The sequence below is a fragment of the Streptomyces sp. SAI-127 genome (assembly GCF_029894425.1).
GTDB lineage: Bacteria > Actinomycetota > Actinomycetes > Streptomycetales > Streptomycetaceae > Streptomyces.
On sequence record NZ_JARXYJ010000002.1, the window covers coordinates 288,443 to 314,833 of the forward strand.

At 70.9% G+C, this 26,391-nt stretch carries 1 protein-coding gene (running past one end of the window); it reads left to right on the forward strand.

All coding sequences use genetic code 11. The features are described from left to right. Window positions 1-26,391 carry the 5' portion of a non-ribosomal peptide synthase/polyketide synthase gene (locus M2157_RS46810; protein ID WP_280868522.1) on the forward strand. Its footprint extends 6,207 nt past the window's final position, so 26,391 of the gene's 32,598 nt are visible here — the first part of the coding sequence; it begins with the start codon at window positions 1-3; the stop codon falls past the right edge of the window.

Consider the following 26,391-nt stretch of genomic DNA (forward strand, 5'->3'; position numbering starts at 1 on the left):
TTGTCCTTCGCGCAGCAGCGGCTGTGGTTCCTGGACCAACTGGAGCCCGGCTCCACCGAGTACAACCTGTCGATGCGGGTGCGGTGGGACGGCGCCCTGGACGTCGCCGCGCTCCAGGCCGCCCTGGGCGGCGTCGTGGCCCGCCACGAGGTCCTGCGCACCCGCCTGGTGGCCGGCGCGGACGGTGTGGCGTGCCAGGTGATCGACCCGCCGGCGGAGTTCCCGTTGACGGTGGTGGACGTCTCCGGAGACGGCTCCGACGCGGCACTGCGCACCCTGGCCGCAGCGGACGCCGGAGTGCCCTTCGACCTCGCGTCCGGGCCGCTCATTCGCGGCACCCTGCTGCGAGCCGCCGAGGCGGAGCACGTTCTCGTGGTGGCCCTGCACCACGTGGTGTTCGACGAGTGGTCGGACCAGGTCTTCCACCGTGAGTTGATGGCGCTGTACGAGGCGTTCCGTGCGGGGGAGTCCGATCCGCTGCCGGCGCTGGAGGTGCAGTACGCGGACTTCGCGGTGTGGCAGCGGCAGTGGCTGGACGGTGACGTGCTGGAGCGGCAGCTGTCGTACTGGCGGGAGCGTCTGTCCGGCACCCCCGACACCGAACTGCCCATCGACCGTCCGCGCCCCCCGGTCCGCTCCTCGGCCGGCGCGTCCCTGAAGTTCGCCGTACCCGACGACATCGCGGAAGCCCTGCGGGGGTTGTCGCGTGAGTGTGGTGTGTCGATGTTCATGACGCTGCTGGCGGCGTATGCGGTGTTGTTGGGTCGGTATGCGGGGTCGGAGGACGTGGTGGTGGGCACGCCGGTGGCGAACCGGAACCGTGCCGAGACGGAGGATCTGATCGGGTTCTTCGTGAACACGTTGGTGATGCGGGCGGATCTGTCGGGGGATCCGTCGTTCCGTGAGGTGTTGGGGAGGGTGCGGGAGACGGCGCTGGGTGCGTATGCGCATCAGGATGTGCCGTTCGAGCAGGTGGTGGACGCGTTGGTGGCCGAGCGGGACCGGTCGCGCACGCCGCTGTTCCAGGCCCTGCTCAACTACGACTTCGCGGAGACCCCGGACGGTGGCGGCGACCTCACCGCCGCCGACGCGGTCGACGGCGGCGTCGTCGCCAAGTTCGACCTGCGACTGGTGCTCAGCGACAGCAGCCGTGGACTGGCCGCAGAGTTCGAGTACAGCACCGCGCTCTTCGACGCCGCGACGATCGAACGGATGTCGGGCCACCTCGTCACCCTGCTGAGCGCCGTGGCCCGGGACGCCGAGGAGCCGCTGTCCCGGCTGCCGGTCCTCACCCCCGACGAGCAGCGCCAGGTGGCGCGGGACTGGAACGATACCGACGCGCCCGTGCCGTCGGTGAGTGGGTTGCACGAGATGATCGCCGCGCGAGCGGTGGACGCCCCGGACACCGTGGCGGTCGTCGCGGGCGCCGATGCCCTCACCTACGGCGGCCTCATGGCCAGGGTCAACCGGCTCGCGCACTACCTGCGCGGGATAGGCGTGGGCACCGAGTCGGTGGTCGCCGTCTGCCTGCCTCGCGGCGCCGACACCGTCGTTGCCCTCCTTGCCGTGTGGCAGGCCGGCGGCGCCTATCTGCCGCTGGACCCCGAATACCCCGTCGAGCGCCTGGGGTTCATGCTCGCCGACAGCGGCGCCTCGGTGCTCGTGGGCACCGAGGACCTCGTCGACGAACTGCCCGTCGGGCGGCTGCGGACCATCGTGCTGGACGACCCGGCCGTACGGGTCGAAATGGCCGCCATGCCTGCCGAGTCACCCGGGTCCACCGTGCTCCCGGACCAGTTGGCGTACGTCATCTACACCTCCGGATCGACGGGGCGGCCGAAGGGTGTGCAGGTCACTCACGCGGGCGTCGTGAACTATGTCGCCTCGGTCGTGGAGCGTGCCGGGTGGACCGGCGGAGGCCGGTTCGGCCTGCTCCAGCCCGTGGTCACCGACCTCGGCAACACCGTCGTCTTCGGCTGCCTGGTGTCCGGCGGGACCCTGCACGTCCTGGACGCCGCCGCGGCGGTCGACGGACGCGCGGTCGCGGCCTACCTCGCCACCTGGGCCGTCGACTGGATCAAGGTCGTGCCCTCGCATCTCGCGGCGCTGGCCGCCGACGCCGGCCTGGACCGGGTACTGCCCGGCCGAGGAGTCATGCTCGGCGGGGAAGGCGCCTCACCGGACTGGCTGGCCACGCTCGTCGAGACCGCCGGGGACCGCGCCGTCGTCAACCACTACGGTCCGACCGAGTCCACCATCGGCGTGCTCACCGAGCCACTGACGGCCCAGGTCCTCGAGGCGGGAGTGGTGCCGCTGGGCAGGCCCCTGGCCAACACCCGGGTCCACGTCCTGGACACAGCCCTGCGGCCCGTGCCCGTGGGCGTACCGGGCGAGTTGTTCGTCTCCGGCGTACAGGTCGCACGCGGCTACCGCGGCCGTCCGGCCCTGACCGCCGAACGGTTCCTGCCCGACCCGTTCAGCCCGGACGGGTCGCGGATGTACCGTACCGGCGACCGCGTGCGCCGACTGCCCGACGGACGCGTGGAGTTCCTCGGCCGCACCGACCAGCAGCTCAAGGTACGCGGCTTCCGTATCGAAGCCGGCGAGGTCGAGGCTGTTCTCGCCGCCCACCCGCGCGTCCGGTCCGCGGTGGTCGCGGCCGACGGCGCAGGCAGCGAACGCCGCCTGGTGGCCTACCTCGTACCGGCGGACCGGGACGAGGGCACTCCGGCGGCGGCCGAGCTGCGCCCGTACGTCACCGCGCGGCTGCCCGAGTACATGATGCCGTCGGTCGTCGTCGAACTGACCGAGTTCCCCCTCACGGCGAACGGCAAGCTCGACCGCACCGCCCTCCCCGCGCCCGACAGCGTGCGCCGGGACGTGACCGGACTGGTGACACCGCGCACGGAGACCGAGCGGGTCCTCACCGAGGTGTGGGCGCAGGTCCTCGGCATGGAACGGGTGGGCGCCGAGGACAACTTCTTCGACCTGGGCGGACACTCGCTGCTCGCCACCCAGGTGATCTCCCGGATACGCGAGGTGTTCGGGGCCGAGATCCCCCTGTCCGCGCTGTTCGACCGGCCGACCGTCCGGGAACTCGCCTCCGCGGTGGACGGCTCGGCCACCGACACGCTCGTTCCGCCGGTCGCCGCCGTCGACCGGGGCCAGGCGCTGCCGCTGTCGTTCGCCCAGCAGCGCCTGTGGTTCCTCGACCAGTTGGAGCCGGGTTCCACCGAGTACAACCTGTCCACCTCCCTGCGCTGGCCCGGCGACCTGGACCTCCCGGCCCTGCACAAGGCCCTGACCGCGGTGGTGGCCCGGCACGAGGTGCTGCGCACCAGGCTGGTGGCCGGCCCGGACGGCGTCGCGCACCAGGTGATCGACGAGCCGGCGCCCTTCTCCTTGCCCCTGGTCGACGTGTCCGCCGAACCGGACCCGCGGGCAGCCGCCCGGGCGGTCCTCGAAGCGGACGCGCGTCTGCCGTTCGACCTGTCGGCAGGACCGCTGATCCGTGGCACCCTCGTCAAGGTTGCCGCCGACGACCATCTGCTGACGCTCTCGCTCCACCACGTCGTGTCCGACGACTGGTCCGGCCGCATTCTGCGGGACGAGATCTCCACCCTGTACAACGCGTTCCGCGCCGGCGAGCCCGACCCGTTGCCGCCATTGGAGGTGCAGTACGCCGACTTCGCCCTCTGGCAGCGCCAGTGGCTGGAAGGGGAGGTGCTGGAGGAACAACTCGCCTATTGGCGCGCCAAGTTGGCGGGGGCGCCCGCGCTGGAGCTGCCCACGGACCGCCCCCGCCCGCTCGTACGCTCCAGCGACGGCGGCGCCGTCGACTTCCGGATACCCGCGGAGACGGCGCGACGGCTGCGCCACCTGACCCGCGAAAGTGGCACCACCCTGTCGATGACCCTGCTCGCCGCCGTGAACGTCCTGCTCGGCCGGTACGCCGGAACGGACGACGTCGTCCTCGGCACCCCCGTGGCCAACCGCAACCGCGCCGAGACCGAGGACCTGATCGGGTTCTTCGTCAACACCCTGGTGATGCGGACGGACCTGTCCGGCGACCCGTCGTTCCGGGAGCTGTTGGGACGCGTACGCGAGACGACCCTGGGCGCGTACGCCCACCAGGACCTGCCCTTCGAGCAGGTGGTCGACGAGCTGTCCGTCGAGCGCGACCGCTCCCGCAGCCCCCTCTTCCAGGTCCTCTTCGACTACGACAACGGACAGTCCCGCGCAGCCGACACACCCGAGCAGACCGACCGACCGGACCGCCCCGACCAGCAGGCCGCCGCACTGCCGGTCCGGTTCGACCTCGTGGTCACCCTCGGGGAGACCGACGGCACCCTCGCGGGAGAACTCCAGTACAGCACCGCCCTGTTCGACCCCGAGACGATCGAGCGGATGGCGGGCCACCTGGCCGTCCTGCTGGACGCCGTCGCCACGGACGCGGACCAGCACATCGGCGACCTGCCGGTCCTGACCGCCGTCGAACGCGAGGACGCGCTGCACGCCTGGAACGACACGGTCCGGACGTTGCCCGAGGTGGGTGGGGTGCACGAGTTGATCGCTGCCCGGGCGGCCGAGTCTCCGGAGGCGACGGCCGTCGTGTGCGGTGAGGACTCGCTGACCTATGGGCAGTTGATGGCACGGGCCAACCAACTGGCCCACCACCTGCGCGCACTCGGCGTCGGCCCCGAGTCGATCGTCGGTCTGTGCCTGCCGCGTGGTGTCGACATGGTGGTCGCGGTGCTGGCGGTGTGGCAGGCCGGTGGCGCGTATCTGCCTCTCGACCCCGAGTACCCGGCCGACCGGCTGCGGTTCATGCTCACCGACAGCGGCGCCTCCGTCCTCGTCGGAGAGCGGTCCGTGGCCGGTGATCTGACGGTCGACACCGCCGTATGGCTCGACGACCCCGACGTCCGGCGCGCCCTGGACAGCCGACCCTCCACCGCCCCCCAAGTCACCGTGTGTGGGGATCAGTTGGCGTATGTGATTTATACGTCGGGTTCGACGGGGCGGCCGAAGGGTGTGTTGGTTGGGCATGGTGGTGTGGTGAATCTGGCGGTGGGGCAGGGCCGGGTTTTTGGTGTGGGTGTGGGGGATGGGGTGTTGCAGTTTGCGCCGTTTGGTTTTGATGCGGCGGTGTCGGAGCTGGCGGTGACGTTGGCTGCGGGTGGGGTGTTGGTGGTGGCGTCTGCCCGGGAGCGGGTGGAGCCGGGGTTGTTGGCGGGGGTGGTGCGGGAGCGGGGGGTGCGGGTGGCGACGGTGCCGCCGTCGTTGTTGTCGGTGTGGGAGCCGGCGGCTTTGGTGGGGTTGCGGACGTTGGTGGTGGCGGGGGAGCGGTTGGGTGGTGGGTTGGCTGGGGTGTGGGGTGAGCGGTTTCGGTTGGTGAATGCGTATGGGCCGACGGAGGCGACGGTGTGCGCGAGCATGGCCGTGGTGGGGGGTGGTGTGGGGGGTGTGCCGCCGATCGGGTGGCCGTTGGACAATGTGCGGTTGTATGTGCTGGATGAGCGGTTGTGTCCTGTGCCGGTGGGTGTGGTGGGGGAGTTGTTCATCGGTGGTGTGGGGGTGGCGCGGGGGTATGGGCGTCGTGGGGCGTTGACGGGTGAGCGGTTTGTGGCTGATCCGTTTGCTGGAGCTGGTGGGCGGATGTATCGGTCGGGGGACCGGGTGCGTCGGCTGGCGGATGGTGGGCTGGAGTTCGTGGGGCGTGCCGATCAGCAGGTGAAGGTGCGTGGTTTCCGTATCGAGCTGGGTGAGATCGAGTCGGTGCTGGGGGCCTGTCCGGGGGTGCGGGCGGTGGTGGTGTCGGTGTTCGGTGAGGATGCCGAGCGTCGGCTGGTGGCGTATGTGGTGGCGGAGGACCCGGCCGAGGGCATCCCGCCGGTCGCGGACCTGCGCGCCTACGCCACCGAGCACCTACCCGACCACATGGTGCCGGCGGTGTTCATGGAAGTGGCCGGTTTGCCGCTCACGGTGAACGGCAAGGTGGACCGGGCCGCGTTGCCGGAGCCCGACGGCGGGCGCGCGGTGTCGACAGAGAGGTACGTGGCGCCGCGCACGGAGGCCGAGCGGGTCCTGGCCGGGGTGTGGGCGCAGGTCCTCGGAGTGCAACGGATCGGCGTCGACGACAACTTCTTCGAGCTGGGCGGGGACTCGATCAGCAGCATCCGCGTCGTGGCCCGCGCCCGGGAGCTGGGCGTTCATGTCACCGTGGCCCAGCTTTTCGATCACCAGACGGTGGCGGGCCTCGCGTCGGTGGCGGCCGGACAGAGCGGTGCCGATGCGGAACAGGGCCTTGTGGTCGGTGAGTTCCCGCTGACGCCCATCCAGCGATGGTTCCTGGAGCGGAACCTGCCCGAGGCGTCACACTTCAATCAGTCGACGGTCCTGGAGGTCGCCGGCGAACCGGACCCGGAGGCGCTCCGGACGGCGCTGCGGGCCGTGGTCGAGCAGCATGACGTTCTGCGGTCCCGTTTCGTGCGCGAGGGGGGCCGGTGGGCCGGGCGTGTGGTGGCGGCAGAGCCCGCGGATCTGCTGACGGTGATCGATGCGGTCGGGTTGGAAGAGGCGTTCCTCGAGGCCCGGGCCACGCAGGTGCAGGCGAGTCTCGATCTGGGTGAAGGGCCGTTGTTGCGTGCGGTGCTCTTCGAGCGTGGTGGACAGGGCGGTCTGCTGCTCCTCGCTGTCCATCACCTGGTCGTGGACGCGGTTTCCTGGCCGGTGCTGCTGGAGGACCTGACGTCGGCGTACGAGCAGGCGGCCGGTGGGGACACGGTCGTCCTGCCGGTGAAGACGACGTCCTTCGTGCGGTGGGCCCAGCGGCTGGCAGAGCTCGCCGCCACCCCGGAGCTTGCGGAGGAGGCCGCGTACTGGGGGGAGACGGAAGCAGCTGCCACCGCCGTGCCGCGTGAGCTGGGCGGGCCGAACGCGGTCGACCTTGCGCGGCGGGTGAGCGTGGCCCTTGGAGAGGAGTGGACAGAGCGGTTGTTGCGTGAGGTGCCGCAGGCGTTTCGGACGCAGATCAACGATGTGCTGCTCAGTGCGCTGGGGGCGGTGCTCACCGAGTGGTGCGGGACGCCCTCGGTGGTCGTGGACGTGGAGGGCCACGGTCGTGAGGACGTGGGGTCCGACGTCGACGTGTCACGCACCGTCGGCTGGTTCACGAGTGTGCATCCGGTGGTCCTGTCGGGCCCCGGTGATGGTGACCTGGGCGATCTGCTGCGGCGCACCAAGGAGTATCTGCGGGCGGTGCCGCGCAAGGGCCTCGGCTACGGCCTGCTGCGGTACCTGACCGACTGGACCCCTGCGCCCGGCCCGGGGGCGGAGGTCAGCTTCAACTACCTCGGCCAGTCCGGCGGCCCCGGCTCCGACGGGGAGGCGGCCGGAGACACCCGGTGCTTCCGTCCCTCCGGCCGCTCGCTCGGTGCGGCACAGTCGTCCCGAGGGGAACGCCCCCACCTCATCGAGGTCAACTGCCAGGTCGCCGACGGCCGCCTGGACATGGTGTGGACGTACGGCGGCGAGGTGCACGAGGAGGCCACGGTACGGCGACTGGCACAGCGCTACATCGAGGTGCTGACCGACCTGATCGCGTACTGCTGCCGCCCCGAGGTCGGCGGCCACACCCCGTCGGACTTCCCTCTGGCCCACCTCGACCAGGCCGCCGTGGACGTCGTCACGCGGCACGTAACGACGGTGATCGACGACATCTACCCGTTGACGGCGTTGCAGCAGGGCATGCTCTTCCACTCCCACCTGTCCGACGACCCCGGCATGTACTGGGTGCAGAACGGACTCGTCCTCGACGGTGCCCTCGACCTCGACGCGCTGAAGCGGGCCTGGGAACTCGTCATCTCGCGGCACGAGGTGCTGCGCAGCACGGTCGTGTGGGACGGCGTCCCCGAGCCGCTGGCCGTGGTCTCGCGATCCGTTCCGCTTCCCCTGACCGTCCTGGACTTCTCCGGCCTGCGGGCTGATGCCCAGGAACGGGCCCTCGAGGAGCACCTCGCCGAGGACTGGCAGAAGGGCGCGGACTTCGCGGCCCCCACGCTGGTGCGGCTGACGCTGATCCGGCTGGCCGACGACCGGCACCAACTGGTCTGGAGCTACCACCACCTCCTCCTCGACGGGTGGAGTGTGCCCATCGTCCTGGGCGAGATGTTGGAGGCCTACAACGCCTTCCGCGCGGGCGAACGACCGCACCTGCCGGCCCGCGCTCCGTTCCGGGACTTCGTGGATTGGGTGGCTGCACAGGATCTCGACGAGGCCCGGGCGTACTGGAGCGAACGGCTGGCAGGTTTCACCGAGCCCACGTCACCCGGAGCGGAACGGAACACGGGCGAACAGGGCCAGGAGGACGTCCACCTGGAATTGCCTGCTTCGGTGGCGGGGGCCGGTCTGGCGGAGTTCGCCCGTCGCCACCGTCTCACCCTGAACACCGTGGTACAGGGCGCCTGGGCCCTGGTTCTGGCGCTGCACGCGGGCTCCGACGACGTGGTCTTCGGCGCGACGTCGTCCGGCCGTGGCGGTCAGATCGACGGCATGGACGACATGGTCGGACTGCTGCTCAACACCACGCCCGTACGGATCCGCGTCGACCGTGATCAACCGGTGGCCGACTGGCTGACCGGACTACAGGACGAGCAGGTCCGGGCCCGGCGATACGAGCACACACCGCTCGCGACGATCACCGCCTGGAGTGAGGTCCCGTCCGGACAGTCCCTGTTCGACACCCTCTTCGTCTTCGAGAACTACCCGGACGAGGCCCTGACGCAGGGCAGGGAGCTGTCCGCCGCGAACGGCCTGGCGACCGGACTCAACCACGTACGGCAGCAGGCGAGTTACCCGCTCAGCGTTACCGCCGGCTCCGGCCGACACCTCATGATCAAGCTTTCGTACGACCGGTCACGGTACGACGCCGGGACGGTGGAGAGGCTGGGAAGGCACCTCGTCACCGTGCTGGAGGCGGTGACGGAGGATTCCGGGCAGCGCCCGGTGGGTGAGCTGCCCGTGCTCTCCGCCGACGAGCGTGAGCAGTTGGTGCGCGGTTGGAACGGTGCCCCTGCCGCTCTGCCGTCGGTGGGCGGAGTGCACGAGCTGATCGCCGCGTGGTCCGTGGTGTGCCCGGACGCGGTGGCGGTCGTGTCCGGCGGTCAGGCGCTGACGTACGGCCGACTGGTGGGGAAGGCCAACCGGCTCGCCCATGAGTTGCGTGCTCGGGGTGTTGGTGCGGAGTCGGTGGTGGGGCTGTGCCTGCCTCGCGGTGTCGACATGGTCGTCGCGGTGTTGGGGGTGTGGCTGGCGGGCGGCACGTATCTGCCGTTGGATCCTGAGTATCCGGTGGAGCGGCTGGAGTTCATGATTGCCGACAGCGGGGCGCAGGTGGTTCTCCGTGAAGGTGATCTGGTGCTTTCGGAGGATCTGCCGTCGGCGGCTCCCGACAATGCCGTAACGCCGGGCCAGTTGGCGTATGTGATCTATACGTCGGGGTCGACGGGCCGCCCCAAGGGTGTGCAGGTGTCTCACGGCAGCGTGGTCGGCATGGTGACCGCGCTGGGCCCCGAGCTCGGTGTGGACCCCGGGGTCCGCGTGCTGCAGTTCGCCTCCTTCAGCTTCGACGCGGCGGTGCTGGACATCGCGGTGACGCTCGCTCACGGCGGCACGCTGGTGGTGGCGAGCGCGGGGGAGCGGGCGGAGCCCGAGGTGCTGACGTCCATGATCTGCGCGGAGGGTATTGGTGCGGCCAGTGTCGTGCCGTCGCTGCTGGGCGTGCTGGACCCGCGGCAGGTGCCCGGGATTGAGACGCTGTTGCTGGGGGCGGAGCGGCTGACGGAGCAGGTGGCGCGGGCGTGGGCTCCGGGTCGTCGTCTGGTGAACACCTACGGCCCCACCGAGGCGACGGTGATGGTCACCGCAGGTGCGGTCGACGGGTCGGAGGGTGTGCCGCCGATCGGCTCTCCGGTCGCCAACGCGCGTCTGTATGTGCTCGACGACCGGCTGGAGCCGGTTCCGGTGGGTGTGGTGGGCGAGGTGTTCATCGCCGGGCCGCAGGTGGCCCGCGGCTATGCCGGCCGCCCCGGCCTGACTGGTGAGCGTTTCCTGCCCGACCTGTTCGCAGCCGACGGCTCTCGTATGTACCGTTCGGGCGACCGGGCCCGCTGGCTTCCCGATGGCCGGCTGGACTTTGTGGGCCGGGCCGACCAGCAGGTCAAGGTCCGCGGGTTCCGGATCGAACCGGGCGAGATCGAAGCCGTACTGGCGGACCATCCGCGCGTGCGATCGGCCGTCGTGGTCCCGTTCGGCCCCGAAGAGGACCGTCGGCTGGTGGCCTACCTCGTTCCCGAGGACGTGGCGGAGGGCATTCCGTCGGTTGCGGAAATTCGCACGTACGCAGGCGCTCACCTGCCCGCCTTCATGATCCCGTCCGTCTTCACCGAGCTGGCAGCCCTGCCCCTGACCCCCAACGGCAAGCTCGACCGAACCGCCCTCCCCGCCCCTGACGGTGAGCGTGCGGCATCGGCGGGCGCGTATGTGGCTCCGCGTACGGACACGGAGCGGGTCCTGGCCGAGGTGTGGGCTCAGGTGCTGGGGCTGGAGCGGGTCGGTGTCGAGGACAACTTCTTCGACGTCGGCGGCGATTCCATCATCAGCATCCGTGTCGTGGCCCGTGCCCGCGAACTCGGGGTGCACGTCACCGTGGCCCAGCTCTTCGACCACCAGACAGTGGCCGCGCTGGCGGCCGTCGCAGCCGCCGAGAATCCCACCGATGCCGAACAGGGCCTGATCGTGGGCGACTTCCCGCTCACGCCGGTGCAAAGGGCGTTCCTGGACGGTGCGCAGTCAGAGCCCTGGCACTTCAACCAGTCGATGGTCCTCGACGTCTCCGAGGAGATCGATCCGGAGGCGCTCCGGACGGCGCTGCGGGCCGTGGTCGAGCAGCATGACGTTCTGCGGTCCCGTTTCGTGCGCGAGGGGGGCCGTTGGGTCGGGCGTGTGGTGGCGGCCGAGCCCGCGGATCTGCTGACGGTGATCGATGCGGTCGGGTGGGACGAGGCGTTCCTCGAGGCCCGGGCCACGCAGGTGCAGGCGAGTCTCGATCTGGGTGAAGGGCCGTTGCTGCGTGCGGCGCTCTTCGAGCGTGGTGAGCAGGGCGGTCTGCTGCTTCTCGTGGTTCATCACCTGGTCGTGGACGCGGTTTCCTGGCCGGTGCTGCTGGAGGACCTGACATCGGCGTACGAGCAGGCGGCCGGTGGGAACACGCTCGTCTTGGCGGCGAAGACGACGTCCTTCATGCGCTGGGCGGAGCGGCTGGCAGAGCTCGCCGCCACCCCGGAGCTGGCCGAGGAGGCCGCGTACTGGCGGCGCACCGAGGCAGCCGGTACCGCCCTGCCGCGTGACCACGACGGGCCGAACCGGAACGCCTCTGTGCGCAACGTGCGCGCGACGCTGAGCTCCGAACTGACGGAGCGGTTGTTGCGTGAGGTGCCGCAGGCGTTTCGGACGCAGATCAACGATGTGCTGCTCAGTGCGCTGGGGGCGGTGCTCACCGAGTGGTGCGGGACGCCCTCGGTGGTCGTGGATGTCGAGGGTCACGGCCGTGAGGACGTGGGCTCCGACGTCGACGTGTCACGCACCGTCGGCTGGTTCACGAGTGTGCATCCGGTGGTCCTGTCGGGCCCCGGTGACGGTGACCTGGGCGATCTGCTGCGGCGCACCAAGGAGTACCTGCGGGCGGTTCCGCGCAAGGGCCTCGGCTACGGCCTGCTGCGGTACCTGACCGACTGGACCCCTGCGCCCGGCCCGGGGGCGGAGGTCAGCTTCAACTACCTTGGCCAGTCCGGTCCGCGCACCGAACCGGCTGGATCGGATCACCCTCGCGACTTCCGTCCGTCGGGCCGGTCGCTCGGCGAGTCCCGGTCGACCGACGGCACCCGCACCCACCTCGTCGAGGTCAACGGGCAGATCGTCGACGGCCGCCTCGCGCTGGAGTGGACGTACAGCCGGAACGTGCACGAGGAGGAGACAGTACGGCGGCTGGCACAGCGCTACATCGAGGTGCTGACCGACCTGATCGCGTACTGCTGCCGTCCGGATGTCGGCGGCCACACGCCGTCGGACTTCCCGCTGGCCCGTCTCGACCAGGCCACCCTGGCCCGTATCGAGGAGCAGCTGTCGACTGCGCTCGAGGACGTTCACCCACTGACCGCCGTGCAGCAGGGCATGCTCTTCCACACCCACCTGGCCACCGAACCCGGCATGTACTGGGCGCAGAACGGGCTCCTCCTCGAGGGAGAGCTGGACCTCGGCGCGCTGAGGGAAGCCTGGGAGCTGGTGTTCTCGCGGCACGAGGTGCTGCGTACGAAGGTCGTGTGGGAGGGGCTGCCCGAGCCGCTGGCCGTGGTCTCGCCGTCCGTCCCGCTGCCGTTGAGCCTGGTGGATCTCTCGCATCTGGACGAGGAGGCCCAGAGGCACGCCGTCGCCGAGCATCTGGAGACCGACTGGGAGCGGGGAGCGGACTTCTCGGGGCCCACGCTGGTGCGGATCGCGGTGATCCGGTTGGCCGACGACCGGCACCAGATGGTGTGGAGCCACCACCACCTGCTGCTCGACGGGTGGAGTGTGCCCATCGTGTTGTCCGAGGTGCTGGACGCCTACCGCGCCCTGCGCGCGGGACACCGGCCGCGGCTTCCGGCGCGCGCGCCGTTCCGGGACTTCGTGGCGTGGGTGAACGGGCAGGACGGGGAGCAGGCCCGGGAGTACTGGCGCGAGCGGCTGGCCGGCGTCACCGAGGCGACCGCGCTCGGCGTGGAGCGCGCCACCGGCCTCCAAGGGCGTGACGAGTACCGGGTTCCGCTGTCGGCGCCGGTCGCCGAGTCCCGCCTGGCGGAATTCGCGCGCCGTCACCGGATGACGCTCAACACCGTGGTGCAGGGCGCGTGGTCGCTCGTCATGGCGCTGTACGCGGGCTCCGACGACGTGGTGTTCGGTGCGACGTCCTCCGGCAGGGGCGGCCAGGTCGACGGCATGGACGACATGGTCGGGCTGCTGATCAACACCACCCCGGTCCGCGTCCGCGTCGACCGGGGCATGCCGGTGGCCGAGTGGCTGGCCGGACTGCAGGACGAGCAGGTGCGTGCCCGGCAGTACGAGCACACGCCGCTGGTGACGATCAGCGAGGCGAGTCAACTGCCGCCTGGTGAGACGCTGTTCACCACGGTCTTCGCCTTCGAGAACTACCCCGACCAGGCCCTGGTCGAGGGTGGCGGGCAGGCGCGGTACGCCGAGGACGATGCGCTGCGGGCGGGCGCCAACTACGGACGCGACCAGTCCAACTACCCCCTGGGCGTGATCGCCTCCTCCGCGCGTGAACTGGTCGTGCGGCTGTCCTACGACCGTGCCCACTTCGACGAAGGGACCATCTCCCGCATGGCGGGCCACCTCGGCACCGTCCTCGAGGCGATCGCCACCGACGTGGACGGCACGGTCGGCGACCTGCCGGTGCTGACGGCGGCCGAGCGTGACCTGCTCGTGCATGAGTGGAACGACACCGCCGCGCCGCTGCCCGACGTCGCCGGTGCGCACGAACTGGTCGCCGGGCGGGCCGTGTCGACCCCGGACGCCGTCGCCGTCGTAGCGGGGGAGGCGTCCCTCACGTACGACGGCCTGGCGCGGCGTGCGGCCCGACTGGCGCACCGGCTGCGGGCGATGGGCGTGGGCGCCGAGTCCGTGGTCGCCCTGTGCCTGGAGCGCGGCGCCGATCTCGCGGTGGCCGTACTGGCGGTATGGCAGGCGGGGGCGGCCTACCTGCCGCTGGACCCGGACTACCCGGCCGAGCGGCTGCGGTTCATGCTCACGGACAGCGGAGCCTCGGTGCTGGTCGGGCACGAGACGGTGGCCGCCGGCCTCGCCGCGCAGGCGGCACCCGAGGCCGTGCTGTGGCTGGACGATGTGGACACCCGGGTCGAGCTCGCCACGCTCCCCGACACCGCACCGCAGGTGACCGTCCTGCCCGACCAGCTCGCCTACGTCATCTACACCTCCGGCTCCACCGGCCGTCCCAAGGGCGCCCACCTGTCCCACCGCGGGCTCGTCAGCCTGGCCACGGCGCAGCGGGCGGCCCTGGGGACCGGCCCCGACGACACCGTGCTCGCCTTCGCGCCGTTCAGCTTCGACGCCTCGGTGTGGGAACTGGTCATGGCGCTGGCGGCGGGCGCGACCCTGGTCGTGGCCCGCACACCGGAGCGCGTCGACCCCGAGCGGCTGTCGGCGCTGGTCGCCCGGACCGCGGTGAGCGTGGCGACCGTGCCGCCATCCCTCCTGGACGCTCTGCGCCCGGGCGACCTGGCGGGCATCCGCACCCTCGTGACGGCCGGTGAACGCCTGGACGGGCGGCTCGCCGCCGCCTGGCGGGAACACCACCGGCTGTTCAACGCGTACGGGCCGACCGAGACGACGGTGTGCGCGACCGTCGCCGACACCGACGGCACCGGACCGGACGGCACTCCGCCCATCGGCGGCCCGATCGCCAACACCCGGGTCCACGTGCTGGACGCGTCCCTGCGGCCGGTGCCGGTGGGCGTCGCCGGTGAGCTGTTCATCGGCGGCCCGCAGGTCGCGCGCGGCTACGGCGGACGGCCGGCGCTGAGCGCCGAGCGGTTCGTGGCCGACCCCTTCGCACGGGACGGCTCCCGGCTGTACCGGTCGGGCGACCGGGTCCGATGGCTCCAGGACGGGCGGCTGGAGTTCCTCGGCCGCGCGGACGACCAGCTGAAGGTCCGCGGCCACCGCATCGAACCGGCAGAGGCCGAGACCGCGCTCGCCGCCCACCCGGGGGTTCGTACAGCGGTCGTCTCGGCGTTCGGTGACGGCACCGAACGGCGCCTGGTCGCCCACCTCGTGCCGGCCGACCCCGCCGAGGGCATCCCGTCCGCCGCGGACCTGCGTGCCTTCGCGGGCGAGCGGCTCCCGGAGTACATGGTCCCGTCGCTGTTCGTGGAACTGGCCTCCCTGCCGCTGACGCCGAGCGGCAAGACCGACCGCGGCGCCCTGCCCGAGCCGGAGGGGATCCGGGCCGGGCGGGCAAGCGCGTTCGTCGCCCCCGCCACCGAGACCGAGGAACTGCTCGCCGGTATCTGGGCGCAGGTCCTCGGCGTGGACCGGGTCGGCGCGCAGGACGGCTTCTTCGCCCTGGGCGGCCACTCCCTGCTGGCCATCCAGGTCGCCTCCCGCGTCAGGGAGATCTTCTCCGTGGAGGTCCCGCTCTCCGCCCTGTTCGACCGACCGACCGTGCGCGGTCTGGCCGCGGTGATCGACGGCTCCGGTCTGTCCGCCGCGCCCGCGGTCCGGCCCGTCGACCGCGACGAGGACCTGCCCCTGTCCTTCGGGCAGCAGCGCCTGTGGTTCCTGGACCAACTGGAGCCCGGCTCGCCCGAGTACAACATGTCCGCCCGTGTGCACCTCACCGGCGACCTCGACCTCCACGCACTCGGCGCGGCCCTCGACGCGGTCGTCGCACGCCACGAGGTGCTGCGCACCCGTCTGGTCGCCGGCACCGACGGGGTGGCACACCAGGTCGTCGACCCGCCCGCCCCCGTGCCCCTTCCGGTGGTGGACGTCTCAGGCAGCATCGACCCGCGCGGCGAGGCCGACCGCACGGTGGGCAAGGACGGCCTCACGCCCTTCGACCTGGCCCACGGCCCGTTGGTCCGCGCCACCCTCGTCCGCCTCGCACCGGACGACCACGTGCTCGCCCTGGCCCTGCACCACGTCGTCTTCGACGAGTGGTCGGACCGGATCCTGCGCCGCGACCTGTCCGCCCTGTACGAGGCGTTCCGCAGGGGCGGGCCCGACCCGCTGCCCCCGCTGTCCGTGCAGTACGCCGACGTCGCGGTCTGGCAGCGCCAGTGGCTGACCGGTGACGTCCTCGACCGCCACCTCGACTACTGGACCGCCCAGTTGGACAGGGCCCCGGTGCTGGAACTGCCCACCGACCGGCCCCGTCCTCCCGTACGCTCGACGGAGGGCGCGGTCACCCGTTTCACCGTGGACCACCGCACCACGCGGGCCCTGCGGACGCTGTCCCGCGACCACGGCACCACCATGTTCATGACTCTCCTGGCCGCCTTCGACGTCCTGCTGGCCCGCTACGGCGACACCGACGACGTCGCCGTCGGCACCCCCGTCGCCAACCGGTCCCTCGCCGAGGCCGAGGACCTGATCGGCTTCTTCGTCAACACGCTCGTGCTGCGCACCGACCTGTCAGGTGACCCGTCCTTCGCCGAACTCCTCGGCCGGGTACGGCAGACGGCGCTGGACGCCTACGGGCACCAGGACCTGCCGTTCGACCGCCTCGTCGACGCCCTGGTCCCGGAGCGGGACCGCTCCCGCACCCCCCTCTACGACGTCATGTTCAGCTACGTGCCCGGCGAGCCCGGCGACAGCGCGCCGGCACTCCAGGAGCCGGACACCGCGCCGGCGGACCCGGAGCGCATCCCGGTCAAGGCCGACCTGGTCCTCACCCTGGCGGACGCCGACGGCACCCTCACCGGTGAACTGCAGTTCAGCACCGCGCTGTTCGACGCGACGACGGCCGAGCGGATGACCGGGCACCTCACGGCCCTCCTCGACGCCGTCGCCGCCGACGCGGACCAGCCCGTCGGCGAGCTCCGGCTGCTGCCGCCGGCCGAGCGCGACCTGCTCGTGCACGAGTGGAACGACACCGCCGTCGACCTGCCCGCCACCGGCGGCCTGCACGAACTCATAGCCGCCCAGGCGGCCGCGACCCCCGACGCGGTGGCCGTCGTGACCGGCGGGCGGTCCCTCACCTACCGCGCATTGATGCGGCGGGCGAACCGCCTCGCCCATCGGTTGCGGACCCTGGGAGTCGGCCACGAATCGGTCGTGGCGCTGTGCCTGGACCGCGACGCGGACATGGCCGTCGCCGCGCTGGCCGCCTGGCAGGCCGGCGCCGGATACCTGCCCCTGGACCCGGCCTACCCGCTCGAACGCCTCCAGTTCATGATGACCGACAGCGGAGCCTCGGTGCTGGTCGGGCACGAGGCCGTGGCCGCCGGCCTCGCCGCACAGGCGGCACCCGAGGCCGTGCTGTGGCTGGACGACCCGGACACCCTGGCCGACCTCGCCACGCTCCCCGACATGGCACCGCAGGTGACCGTCCTGCCCGACCAGCTCGCCTACGTCATCTACACCTCCGGCTCCACCGGCCGCCCCAAGGGCGTCCATGTGCCCCACCGGGGCGTGACGACCCTCGCCGAGGCGATGCGGCCACTGCTGCACGCCGGCCCCGGCGACCGGGTCCTCGCCTTCGCCTCCTTCAGCTTCGACGCCTCCGTGTGGGAGGTGGTGATGGCGCTGCCCGCCGGTGCGACCCTGGTCGTCGCCGAACGCCAGGACCGCACCCCGCCGGAACGGCTCGCCACTCTGATGCGGCGCACCGCGGTGACCCTGTCGTTCATGACCCCCTCACTGCTGGAGGTACTGCCACCCGACGAACTCCCCGACCTCGCGACGGTGTTGGTGGGCGGCGAACGGGTCGAGGCACGGCTCACCGCCGTCTGGCGCGAACGCCTGCGGCTGCTCAACGTCTACGGCCCCACCGAGACCACCATCGCCAGCACCGCCGGCGACGTCGTGGCCGACGGCACCCCGCCGATCGGGACCGCCCTGTTCAACGAACGCGTCCACATCCTCGACGCGTGCCTCAACCCCGCCCCGATCGGTGTGGCCGGCGAGCTCTACATCGCCGGTGCCGGAGTGACCCGTGGCTACGGCGGCCGCGGCGCGCTGACCGCGGAGCGCTTCGTCGCCGACCCGTTCGCCGCCGACGGCTCGCGCATGTACCGCTCCGGCGACCGGGCCCGCCGACTGCCCGACGGGCAACTGGAGTTCGTGGGCCGCGCCGACAACCAGGTCAAGGTGCGCGGCTTCCGCATCGAACCCGGCGAGATCGAAACCGTCCTCGCCGGCCACCCGGGCGTCAGGACGGCGGTCGTCACCGCGCACGGCAGCGGAACGGACCGCAAACTCGTCGCCTACCTGGTCCCCGCCGACATGGCCGAAGGCATGCCACCCGTGGGCGAGCTGCGCGCCCATGTCGCCGACCACCTGCCCAAGTTCATGGTCCCGGCGGTCTTCACCGAGATGGCCGGGATGCCGATGACCCGCAGCGGCAAGATCGACCGCGCGGCCCTCCCCGCACCGGACGCGGCCCGTGCCGACTCCGCTCACACCTACGTCGCGCCCCGCACCGACGTCGAACGCGTCATCGCCGAGGCGTGGGCGGAGGTGCTCGGTGTCGACCGCGTCGGCGTCGACGACAACTTCTTCGACCTCGGTGGCGACTCCATCAGCAGCATCCGCGTCGTCGCCCGCGTCCGCGAGCACGACGTCCACGTCACAGCGGCGCAGTTGTTCGACCACCAGACGGTGGCCGGCCTGGCATCCGTGGCGACCCGGGAGAGCGGCGCCGACGCCGACCAGGGGATCGTGGCCGGCGAGTACCCACTCACTCCGATCCAGCGGTGGTTCCTGGAACGAGAGTTGCCGAAGGCCCGGCACTTCAACCAGTCGGCCGTGTGGGAGGTCGCCGGCGAGGTGGACGCCGAAGTGCTGCGAAGCGCGGCACGCGCGGTGCTTGAACAGCACGACGTCCTGCGGTCGCGGTTCGAGCGCCGGGACGGAACCTGGATCGGCCGTGTCGTGGCCGAGGAACCGGCCGACGTGGTGTCGGTGATCGACACCGACGCCGAGTCCTTGGAGTCGCTGGCCACCCAGGTCCAGGCGAGCCTGGACCTGAACCGTGGCCCGCTGATCCGGGTGGCGCTGTTCGACTGCGGCGAGGCGGGCCGGCTGGTCCTGGTGGTGGCGCACCACCTGGTGGTCGACGCGGTGTCGTGGCCGGTGCTCCTGGAGGACCTGACCTCGGCGTACGAGCAGGCGGCGGAAGGCACGCCGACGGTCCTGCCGCCGAAGACGACGTCCTTCGTGCGGTGGGCCCAGCGCCTGGAGGAGTTGGCCGGAACACCGGAGATCGCGGCGGAGGCGGAGTACTGGCACGAGACCGAAGCACAGGCAATAGGCCTGCCCCGCGACACCACCGGACCCAACAGCGTGGCTGCCGCCCAGGACATCGTGACCACCCTGGGCACGGAACACACGGAGCGGTTGCTGCGTGAGGTGCCGCAGGCGTTTCGGACGCAGATCAACGATGTGCTGCTCAGTGCGCTGGGGGCGGTGCTCACCGAGTGGTGCGGGACGCCCTCGGTGGTCGTGGACGTCGAGGGTCACGGCCGTGAGGACGTGGGCGCCGATGTCGACGTGTCACGCACGGTCGGCTGGTTCACGAGTGTGTATCCGGTGGTCCTGTCGGGCCCCGGTGATGGTGACCTGGGCGATCTGCTGCGGCGCACCAAGGAGTACCTGCGGGCGGTTCCGCGCAAGGGCCTCGGCTACGGCCTGCTGCGGTACCTGACTGACTGGACGCCCGCGCCCGGCCCGGGGGCGGAGGTCAGCTTCAACTACCTCGGTCAGTCCGGCGGCCCCGGCTCCGACGGGGAGGCGGCCGCGGGCACACGGCGCTTCCGCCCCGGGCGCGGATCACTGGGCCGCCCCTGGTCGATCGAGGGCGACCGCACTCACCTCATCGATGTCAACTGCCGTGTCGCAGACGGCGTTCTGGAGATGACGTGGGCGTACGGCGGTGAGGTGCACCAGGAGGAGACGGTACGGCGGCTGGCGCAGCGCTACATCGAGGTCCTGACCGACCTGATCGCGTACTGCTGCCGTCCCGAGGTCGGCGGGCACACCCCGTCCGACTTCCCTTTGGCCACCCTCGATCAGATCGCCCTCGACCACATCGAGCGACACCTGCCGAGCGCGGTGGAGGACATCTATCCGCTGACCGCCCTGCAGCAGGGCATGCTCTTCCACACCCGGCTGTCCGACGACCCCGGCATGTACTGGGTGCAGAACGGACTGCTGCTGGAGGGCGACCTCGACCTCGACGCGCTGAAGCGGGCTTGCGGGCTGGTCTTCTCGCGGCACGAGGTGCTGCGCAGCACGGTCGTGTGGGACGGCGTCCCGGAGCCGCTGGCCGTGGTCTCGCGATCCGTTCCGCTTCCCCTGACCGTCCTGGACTTCTCCGACCTGCGGGCGGATGCCCAGGAACGGGCCCTCGAGGAGCACCTCGCCGAGGACTGGCAGAAGGGCGCGGACTTCGCGGCCCCCACGCTGGTGCGGCTGACGCTGATCCGGCTGGCCGACGACCGGCACCAACTGGTCTGGAGCTACCACCACCTCCTCCTCGACGGGTGGAGTATGCCCATCGTCCTGGGCGAGATGTTGGAGGCCTACAACGCCTTCCGCGCGGGTGCCGAACCGCGCCTCGCCGCACGGGCACCCTTCCGGAACTTCGCCGCGTGGGTGGCCGGACAGGACCTGGACGAGGCTCGGGAGTACTGGCGCGAGCGCCTGGCGGGCATCACCGAGACCACAACGCTGGGTGTCGAACGAGCCACCGGCGATCGCGGACGCGACGACCATGAGGTCTCCGTTCCGTCCGCGTCCGCGGCGAACGGTCTGGCGGAGTTCGCCCGTCGTCACCGGCTCACGGTCAACACCGTGGTGCAGGGCGCCTGGGCGCTGGTGCTGTCCGTGTACGCCGGCTCCGACGACGTGGTTTTCGGAGTGACCTCGTCCGGCAGGGGTGGCCAGATCGACGGCATGGACGACATGGTCGGACTGCTGATCAACACCACCCCGGTCCGCATCCATGTCGACCGGGAACGATCGGTGACCGACTGGTTGACCGGTCTGCAGGACGAGCAGGTGCGCGGCCGTGCCTACGAGCACTCGCCCCTGGTGACGATCAACGAGAGCAGCGAACTACCGCCCGGACAGGCCCTGTTCGACACCCTCTTCGTCTTCGAGAACTACCCGGACCACACCCTCGCGGAGGGCCGGGAGACATCAGCGGCGAGCGGCCTCCAAGCAGGCTTCAACTACGGTCGAGAGCAGGTCAACTACCCCCTCCACATCACCGCCGGTTACGGCCGAGACCTTCGGATCAAGCTGTCGTACGATCGCGCCCGCCTGGACGCGGTGACGGTGGAGCGGTTGGCCGGGCATCTGGTGACGGTGTTGGAGGCGGTGGCGGAGGATGCGGGGCGGCGTGTGGGTGAGCTGCCGGTGCTGTCGTCGGTTGAGCGGGATCAGCTTGTGCGTGTCTGGAACGACACGTCGGCGCCCTTGCCGTCGGTGGGCGGGGTGCATGAGCTGATCGCTGCCCGGGCGGTTGTGACTGCGGATGCGGTGGCGGTCGTTTCGGGTGATGTGGTGCTGTCGTATGGCGGGTTGATGGCGCGGGCGAATCGGCTGGCTCATTATCTGCGTGGTGTGGGTGTGGGTCCGGAGTCGGTGGTCGGGCTGTGTGTGGAGCGCGGTCTGGACTTGGTGGTGGGGGTGCTGGCGGTGTGGCAGGCCGGTGGCGCGTATCTGCCGTTGGATCCGGAGTTTCCGGCGGAGCGGCTGGAGTTCATGCTGGCCGACAGTGGTTGCTCGGTCCTGGTGGGGCACCGGTCGGTGGCTGAGGGTCTGCCGGTGGAGAGCGCGGTGTGGCTGGATGATCCGGTTACGGGTGAGGCTGTTGCCGCGTTGCCGTCGTCGGCTCCGGATGTTGCGGTGGATCCGGTCGGGTTGGCGTATGTGCTGTACACCTCGGGGTCCACGGGTCGGCCGAAGGGTGTGCTGGTCGGGCAGCGGAACCTGGTCGGTTTCTTGTCGGCGATGGGGCAGCGGCCGGGTCTGGACGCGGATGATGTCCTGCTGGCGGTGACGACGCTGGGCTTTGACATTGCGGGTCTGGAGTTGTGGTTGCCGTTGGTGTCCGGTGCCCGGGTGGTCGTGGCCCCGCGTGAGACGGTGGCGGATCCGGGGTTGCTGGCGGGTGAGCTGGTCCGGGTGGGTGCGTCGGTGGTGCAGGCGACTCCGTCGTTGTGGCAGATGCTGCTGGCCGATGGCTGGTCGGGTGTTGCGGGCCTGCGGGTGCTGGCCGGTGGTGAGGCGCTGCCGGTGCCGTTGGCTGAGGCGCTGGTGCGTGGCGGGGCCGAGGTGTGGAACATGTACGGCCCGACGGAGACGACGATCTGGTCGACCTGCGAGCGAGTCTCCGAGACCCCGCTGTCGATCGGTTCGCCGATCGCCAACACCCGGGTCTATGTCCTGGACGAGCGGTTGCAGCCGGTCCCGGTGGGTGTGGCAGGTGAACTGTTCATCGGTGGTACGGGTGTTGCCCGTGGTTATCTGGATCGGCCGGCGCTGACCGGTGAGCGGTTCATCGCGGACCCGTTCGCCCAGGACGGATCCCGCCTCTACCGCACCGGTGACCGGGTGCGGTGGCTGGCGGACGGGCGTGTGGAGTTTTTGGGCCGGGCGGACGACCAGCTCAAGGTGCGCGGTTTCCGTATCGAACCCGGCGAGGTCGAAGCCGTCCTTGCCGCACACCCCGGAGTCGGCACAGCGGTGGTCGTCGGGCGCGGAGAGGGCGCTGAGCGTCGTTTGGTGGCCTACGTGGTGCCGTCACGGCCGGGCGAGAGCGTTCCGTCGTCGGCCGAGTTGCGTGACCGGGTGCGCGGGGTCCTGCCGGAGTACATGGTTCCGTCCCTGTTCGTGGAATTGGCGGCCCTGCCGCTGACCCCCAACGGCAAGATCGACCGCTCCGCGCTCCCCGAGCCGGAAGGCTTGCGAACCGGTCGCGAGGGCACGTACGTCGTCCCGGCGACCGCAACTGAGGAACTGCTCGCCGGTATCTGGGCGCAGGTGCTGCGCGTGGACCGGGTCGGGGCGCTCGACGGATTCTTCGACCTGGGCGGTCACTCCCTGCTGGCCACACAGATCGTCTCCCGCATCCGTGAGGTGTTCGCGACGGAGATCCCGCTGGCCGCGCTCTTCGACCAGCCCACCGTGCGCGGTCTGGCCGCGCTGATAGACGGCGCGGGCCGGGGGAATGTCCTGCCGCCGATCACTCCGGCGGACCGCACGCAGCCGCTGCCGCTGTCCTTCGCGCAGCAACGGCTGTGGTTCCTGGACCAGTTGGAGCCCGGCTCGATCGAGTACAACCTCCCCACGCCCATGCGGTGGCGGCACGCTGTGAACGTCTCCGCGCTGGGCGCGGCCCTCGGGGCGCTCGTAGCCCGGCACGAGGTGCTGCGCACTCGGCTGGTGGCTGACGCCGACGGCGTTCCGCACCAGGTGATCGACCCGCCGTCCGAGTTCCCACTGGTGGTGGCGGACGTGTCCGGTGCCCCCGATCCCGTGTCGGTCGCCCGACACTTGACGGCGTCGGATGCCATCACCCCCTTCGACCTGGCCGGCGGTCCCCTGATCCGCGCCACCCTCGTCCGAGCGGCACCGGACGACCATGTACTGGCGCTGGTGACACACCACGTGGTCTCCGACGACCTGTCGGACCGGGTCCTCCAGCGCGAACTGCGCGCTCTGTACGAGGCGTTCCGTACGGGAACGCCGGACCCGTTGCCGCCGCTGCCGGTGCAGTACGCCGACTTCGCCGTATGGCAGCGGCAGTGGCTGGCTGGTGACGTGATGGAGAGCCAACGGGACTACTGGCGGGCTCAGTTGGCCGACGTCCCGGTCGTCGACCTGCCCACGGACCGGCCGCGTCCGCCGGTGAGGTCCACCGACGGTGCTGTGCGCAGGTTCGCCGTGCCGGCCCCCACGACCGAAGCGTTGCGCACGCTCTCGCAGGCGAACGGCACGACGATGTCCATGACGCTGCTGGCCGCGTTCAGCGCGCTGCTCGGTCGCCACGGCGGAGCGGAGGACGTGGCGGTCGGCACGCCGGTGGCGAACCGCAGCCGGGCCGAGACGGAGGGCCTGATCGGGTTCTTCGTGAACACGCTGGTGATGCGGACGGACCTGTCCGGCGATCCCACGTTCACCGAACTCCTTGCTCGGGTACGGCAGATGGCCCTGGGTGCCTATGCCCATCAGGATCTGCCGTTCGAGCAGGTGGTGGACGAGCTGGTCGCCGAGCGAGACCGCTCCCGCACCCCCCTCTTCCAGATCCTGTTCACCTACGCCGCGGCGGACCCGGGCGAGGCCGCTCCTACCGTCAGTACGAGCCGGGACCACGAAGCCGACGAACCGGTACCGGTGAAGTACGACCTGGTCCTGGCCCTGGCGGAGTCCGACGGCGGTCTTATGGCGGAGTTGCAGTACAGCACTGCGTTGTTCGATGCGGTGACGGTGGAGCGGTTGGCCGGGCATCTGGTGACGGTGTTGGAGGCGGTGGCGGAGGATGCGGGTCGGCGTGTGGGTGAGCTGCCGGTGCTGTCGTCGGTTGAGCGGGATCAGCTTGTGCGTGTCTGGAATGACACGTCCGTGCCGCTGCCGTCGGTGGGCGGGGTGCATGAGCTGATCGCTGCCCGGGCGGTTGTGACTGCGGATGCGGTGGCGGTGGTTTCGGGTGATGTGGTGGTGTCGTATGGCGGGTTGATGGCGCGGGCGAATCGGCTGGCTCATTATCTGCGTGGTGTGGGTGTGGGTCCGGAGTCGGTGGTCGGGCTGTGTGTGGAGCGCGGTCTGGACATGGTGGTGGCGGTGCTGGCGGTGTGGCAGGCCGGTGGCGCGTATCTGCCGTTGGATCCGGAGTTCCCGGTGGAGCGGCTGGAGTTCATGCTGGCTGACAGTGGCTGCTCGGTCCTGGTGGGGCACCGGTCCGTCGCCGGTCAGCTCTCGGCGCAGACGGCGGTGTGGTTGGACGATGCGGCCGTTGAGGCGGCTGTGGCGGTTCAGCCCTCCACCGCGCCGCGGGTGGCTGTCCCTGGCGACGGGTTGGCGTATGTGCTGTACACCTCGGGGTCCACGGGTCGGCCGAAGGGTGTGCTGGTCGGGCAGCGGAACCTGGTCGGTTTCTTGTCGGCGATGGGGCAGCGGCCGGGTCTGGACGCGGATGATGTGCTGCTGGCGGTGACGACGCTGGGCTTTGACATCGCGGGTCTGGAGTTGTGGTTGCCGCTGGTGTCCGGTGCCCGGGTGGTCGTGGCCCCGCGCGAGACAGTGACCGACCCTGGCCTACTGGCGGATGAGATCGCCCGGGTCGGTGCCTCGGTGGTGCAGGCGACTCCGTCGCTGTGGCAGATGCTCCTGGCCGATGGCTGGCCGGGCGTTGCGGGCCTGCGGGCGCTGGCCGGTGGTGAGGCGCTGCCGGTGCCGTTGGCTGAGGCGCTGGTGCGTGGCGGGGCCGAGGTGTGGAACATGTACGGCCCGACGGAGACGACGATCTGGTCCACCTGCGAGCGAGTCTCCGAGACCCCGCTGTCGATCGGTCCGCCGATCGCCAACACCCGGGTCTATGTCCTGGACGAGCGGTTGCAGCCGGCCCCGGTCGGTGTGGCGGGTGAACTGTTCATCGGTGGTACGGGTGTTGCCCGTGGTTATCTGGGTCGGCCGGCGCTGACCGCGGGGCGGTTCATCGCGGACCCGTTCGCCGAGGACGGATCCCGCCTGTATCGCACCGGTGACCGGGTGCGGTGGCTGGCGGACGGGCGTGTGGAGTTTTTGGGCCGGGCGGACGACCAGCTCAAGGTGCGCGGTTTCCGTATCGAACCCGGCGAGATCGAAGCCGTCCTGACCAGCCACTCGGCGATCCACACCGCTGTGGTCACGGCCCGCGGCACGGGCAGTGACCGGCGTCTGGTCGCCTATGTGGTCCCGGCCGATCTGTCCGCCGGCATTCCGTCGGTGGCCGAGTTGCGCGAGCATGTGCGCGAGCTGGTGCCGGAGTACATGGTCCCGTCCCTGTTCATGGAGCTGGCGGCCCTGCCGCTGACCCCCAACGGCAAGATCGACCGCTCCGCACTCCCCGAGCCGGAAGGCTTGCGAACCGGTCGCGAGGGCACGTACGTCGTCCCGGCGACCACGACCGAGGAACTGCTCGCCGGTATCTGGGCGCAGGTACTGGACATCGACCGCATCGGCGTCCGGGACAGCTTCTTCGAGCTCGGCGGTCACTCCCTGCTGGCCACCCAGGTCATCTCCCGCGTCCGTGAGGTGTTCGCGACGGAGATCCCGCTCGCCGCGCTCTTCGACCGGCCCACTGTCCGCGGTCTGGCCGCGCTGATCGACGGCGCGGGCCGGGGGGCTGTCCTGCCGCCGATCACTCGGGCCGACCGCACGCAGCCGCTGCCGCTGTCCTTCTCGCAGCAACGGCTGTGGTTCCTGGACCAGTTGGAGCCCGGCTCGGTCGAGTACAACATGTCGACCCGTCTGCACCTGCCCGGCGAGCTGGACCTACGGGCCCTCGGCGCGGCCCTGGACGCGATCATCGCCCGCCACGAGGTGCTG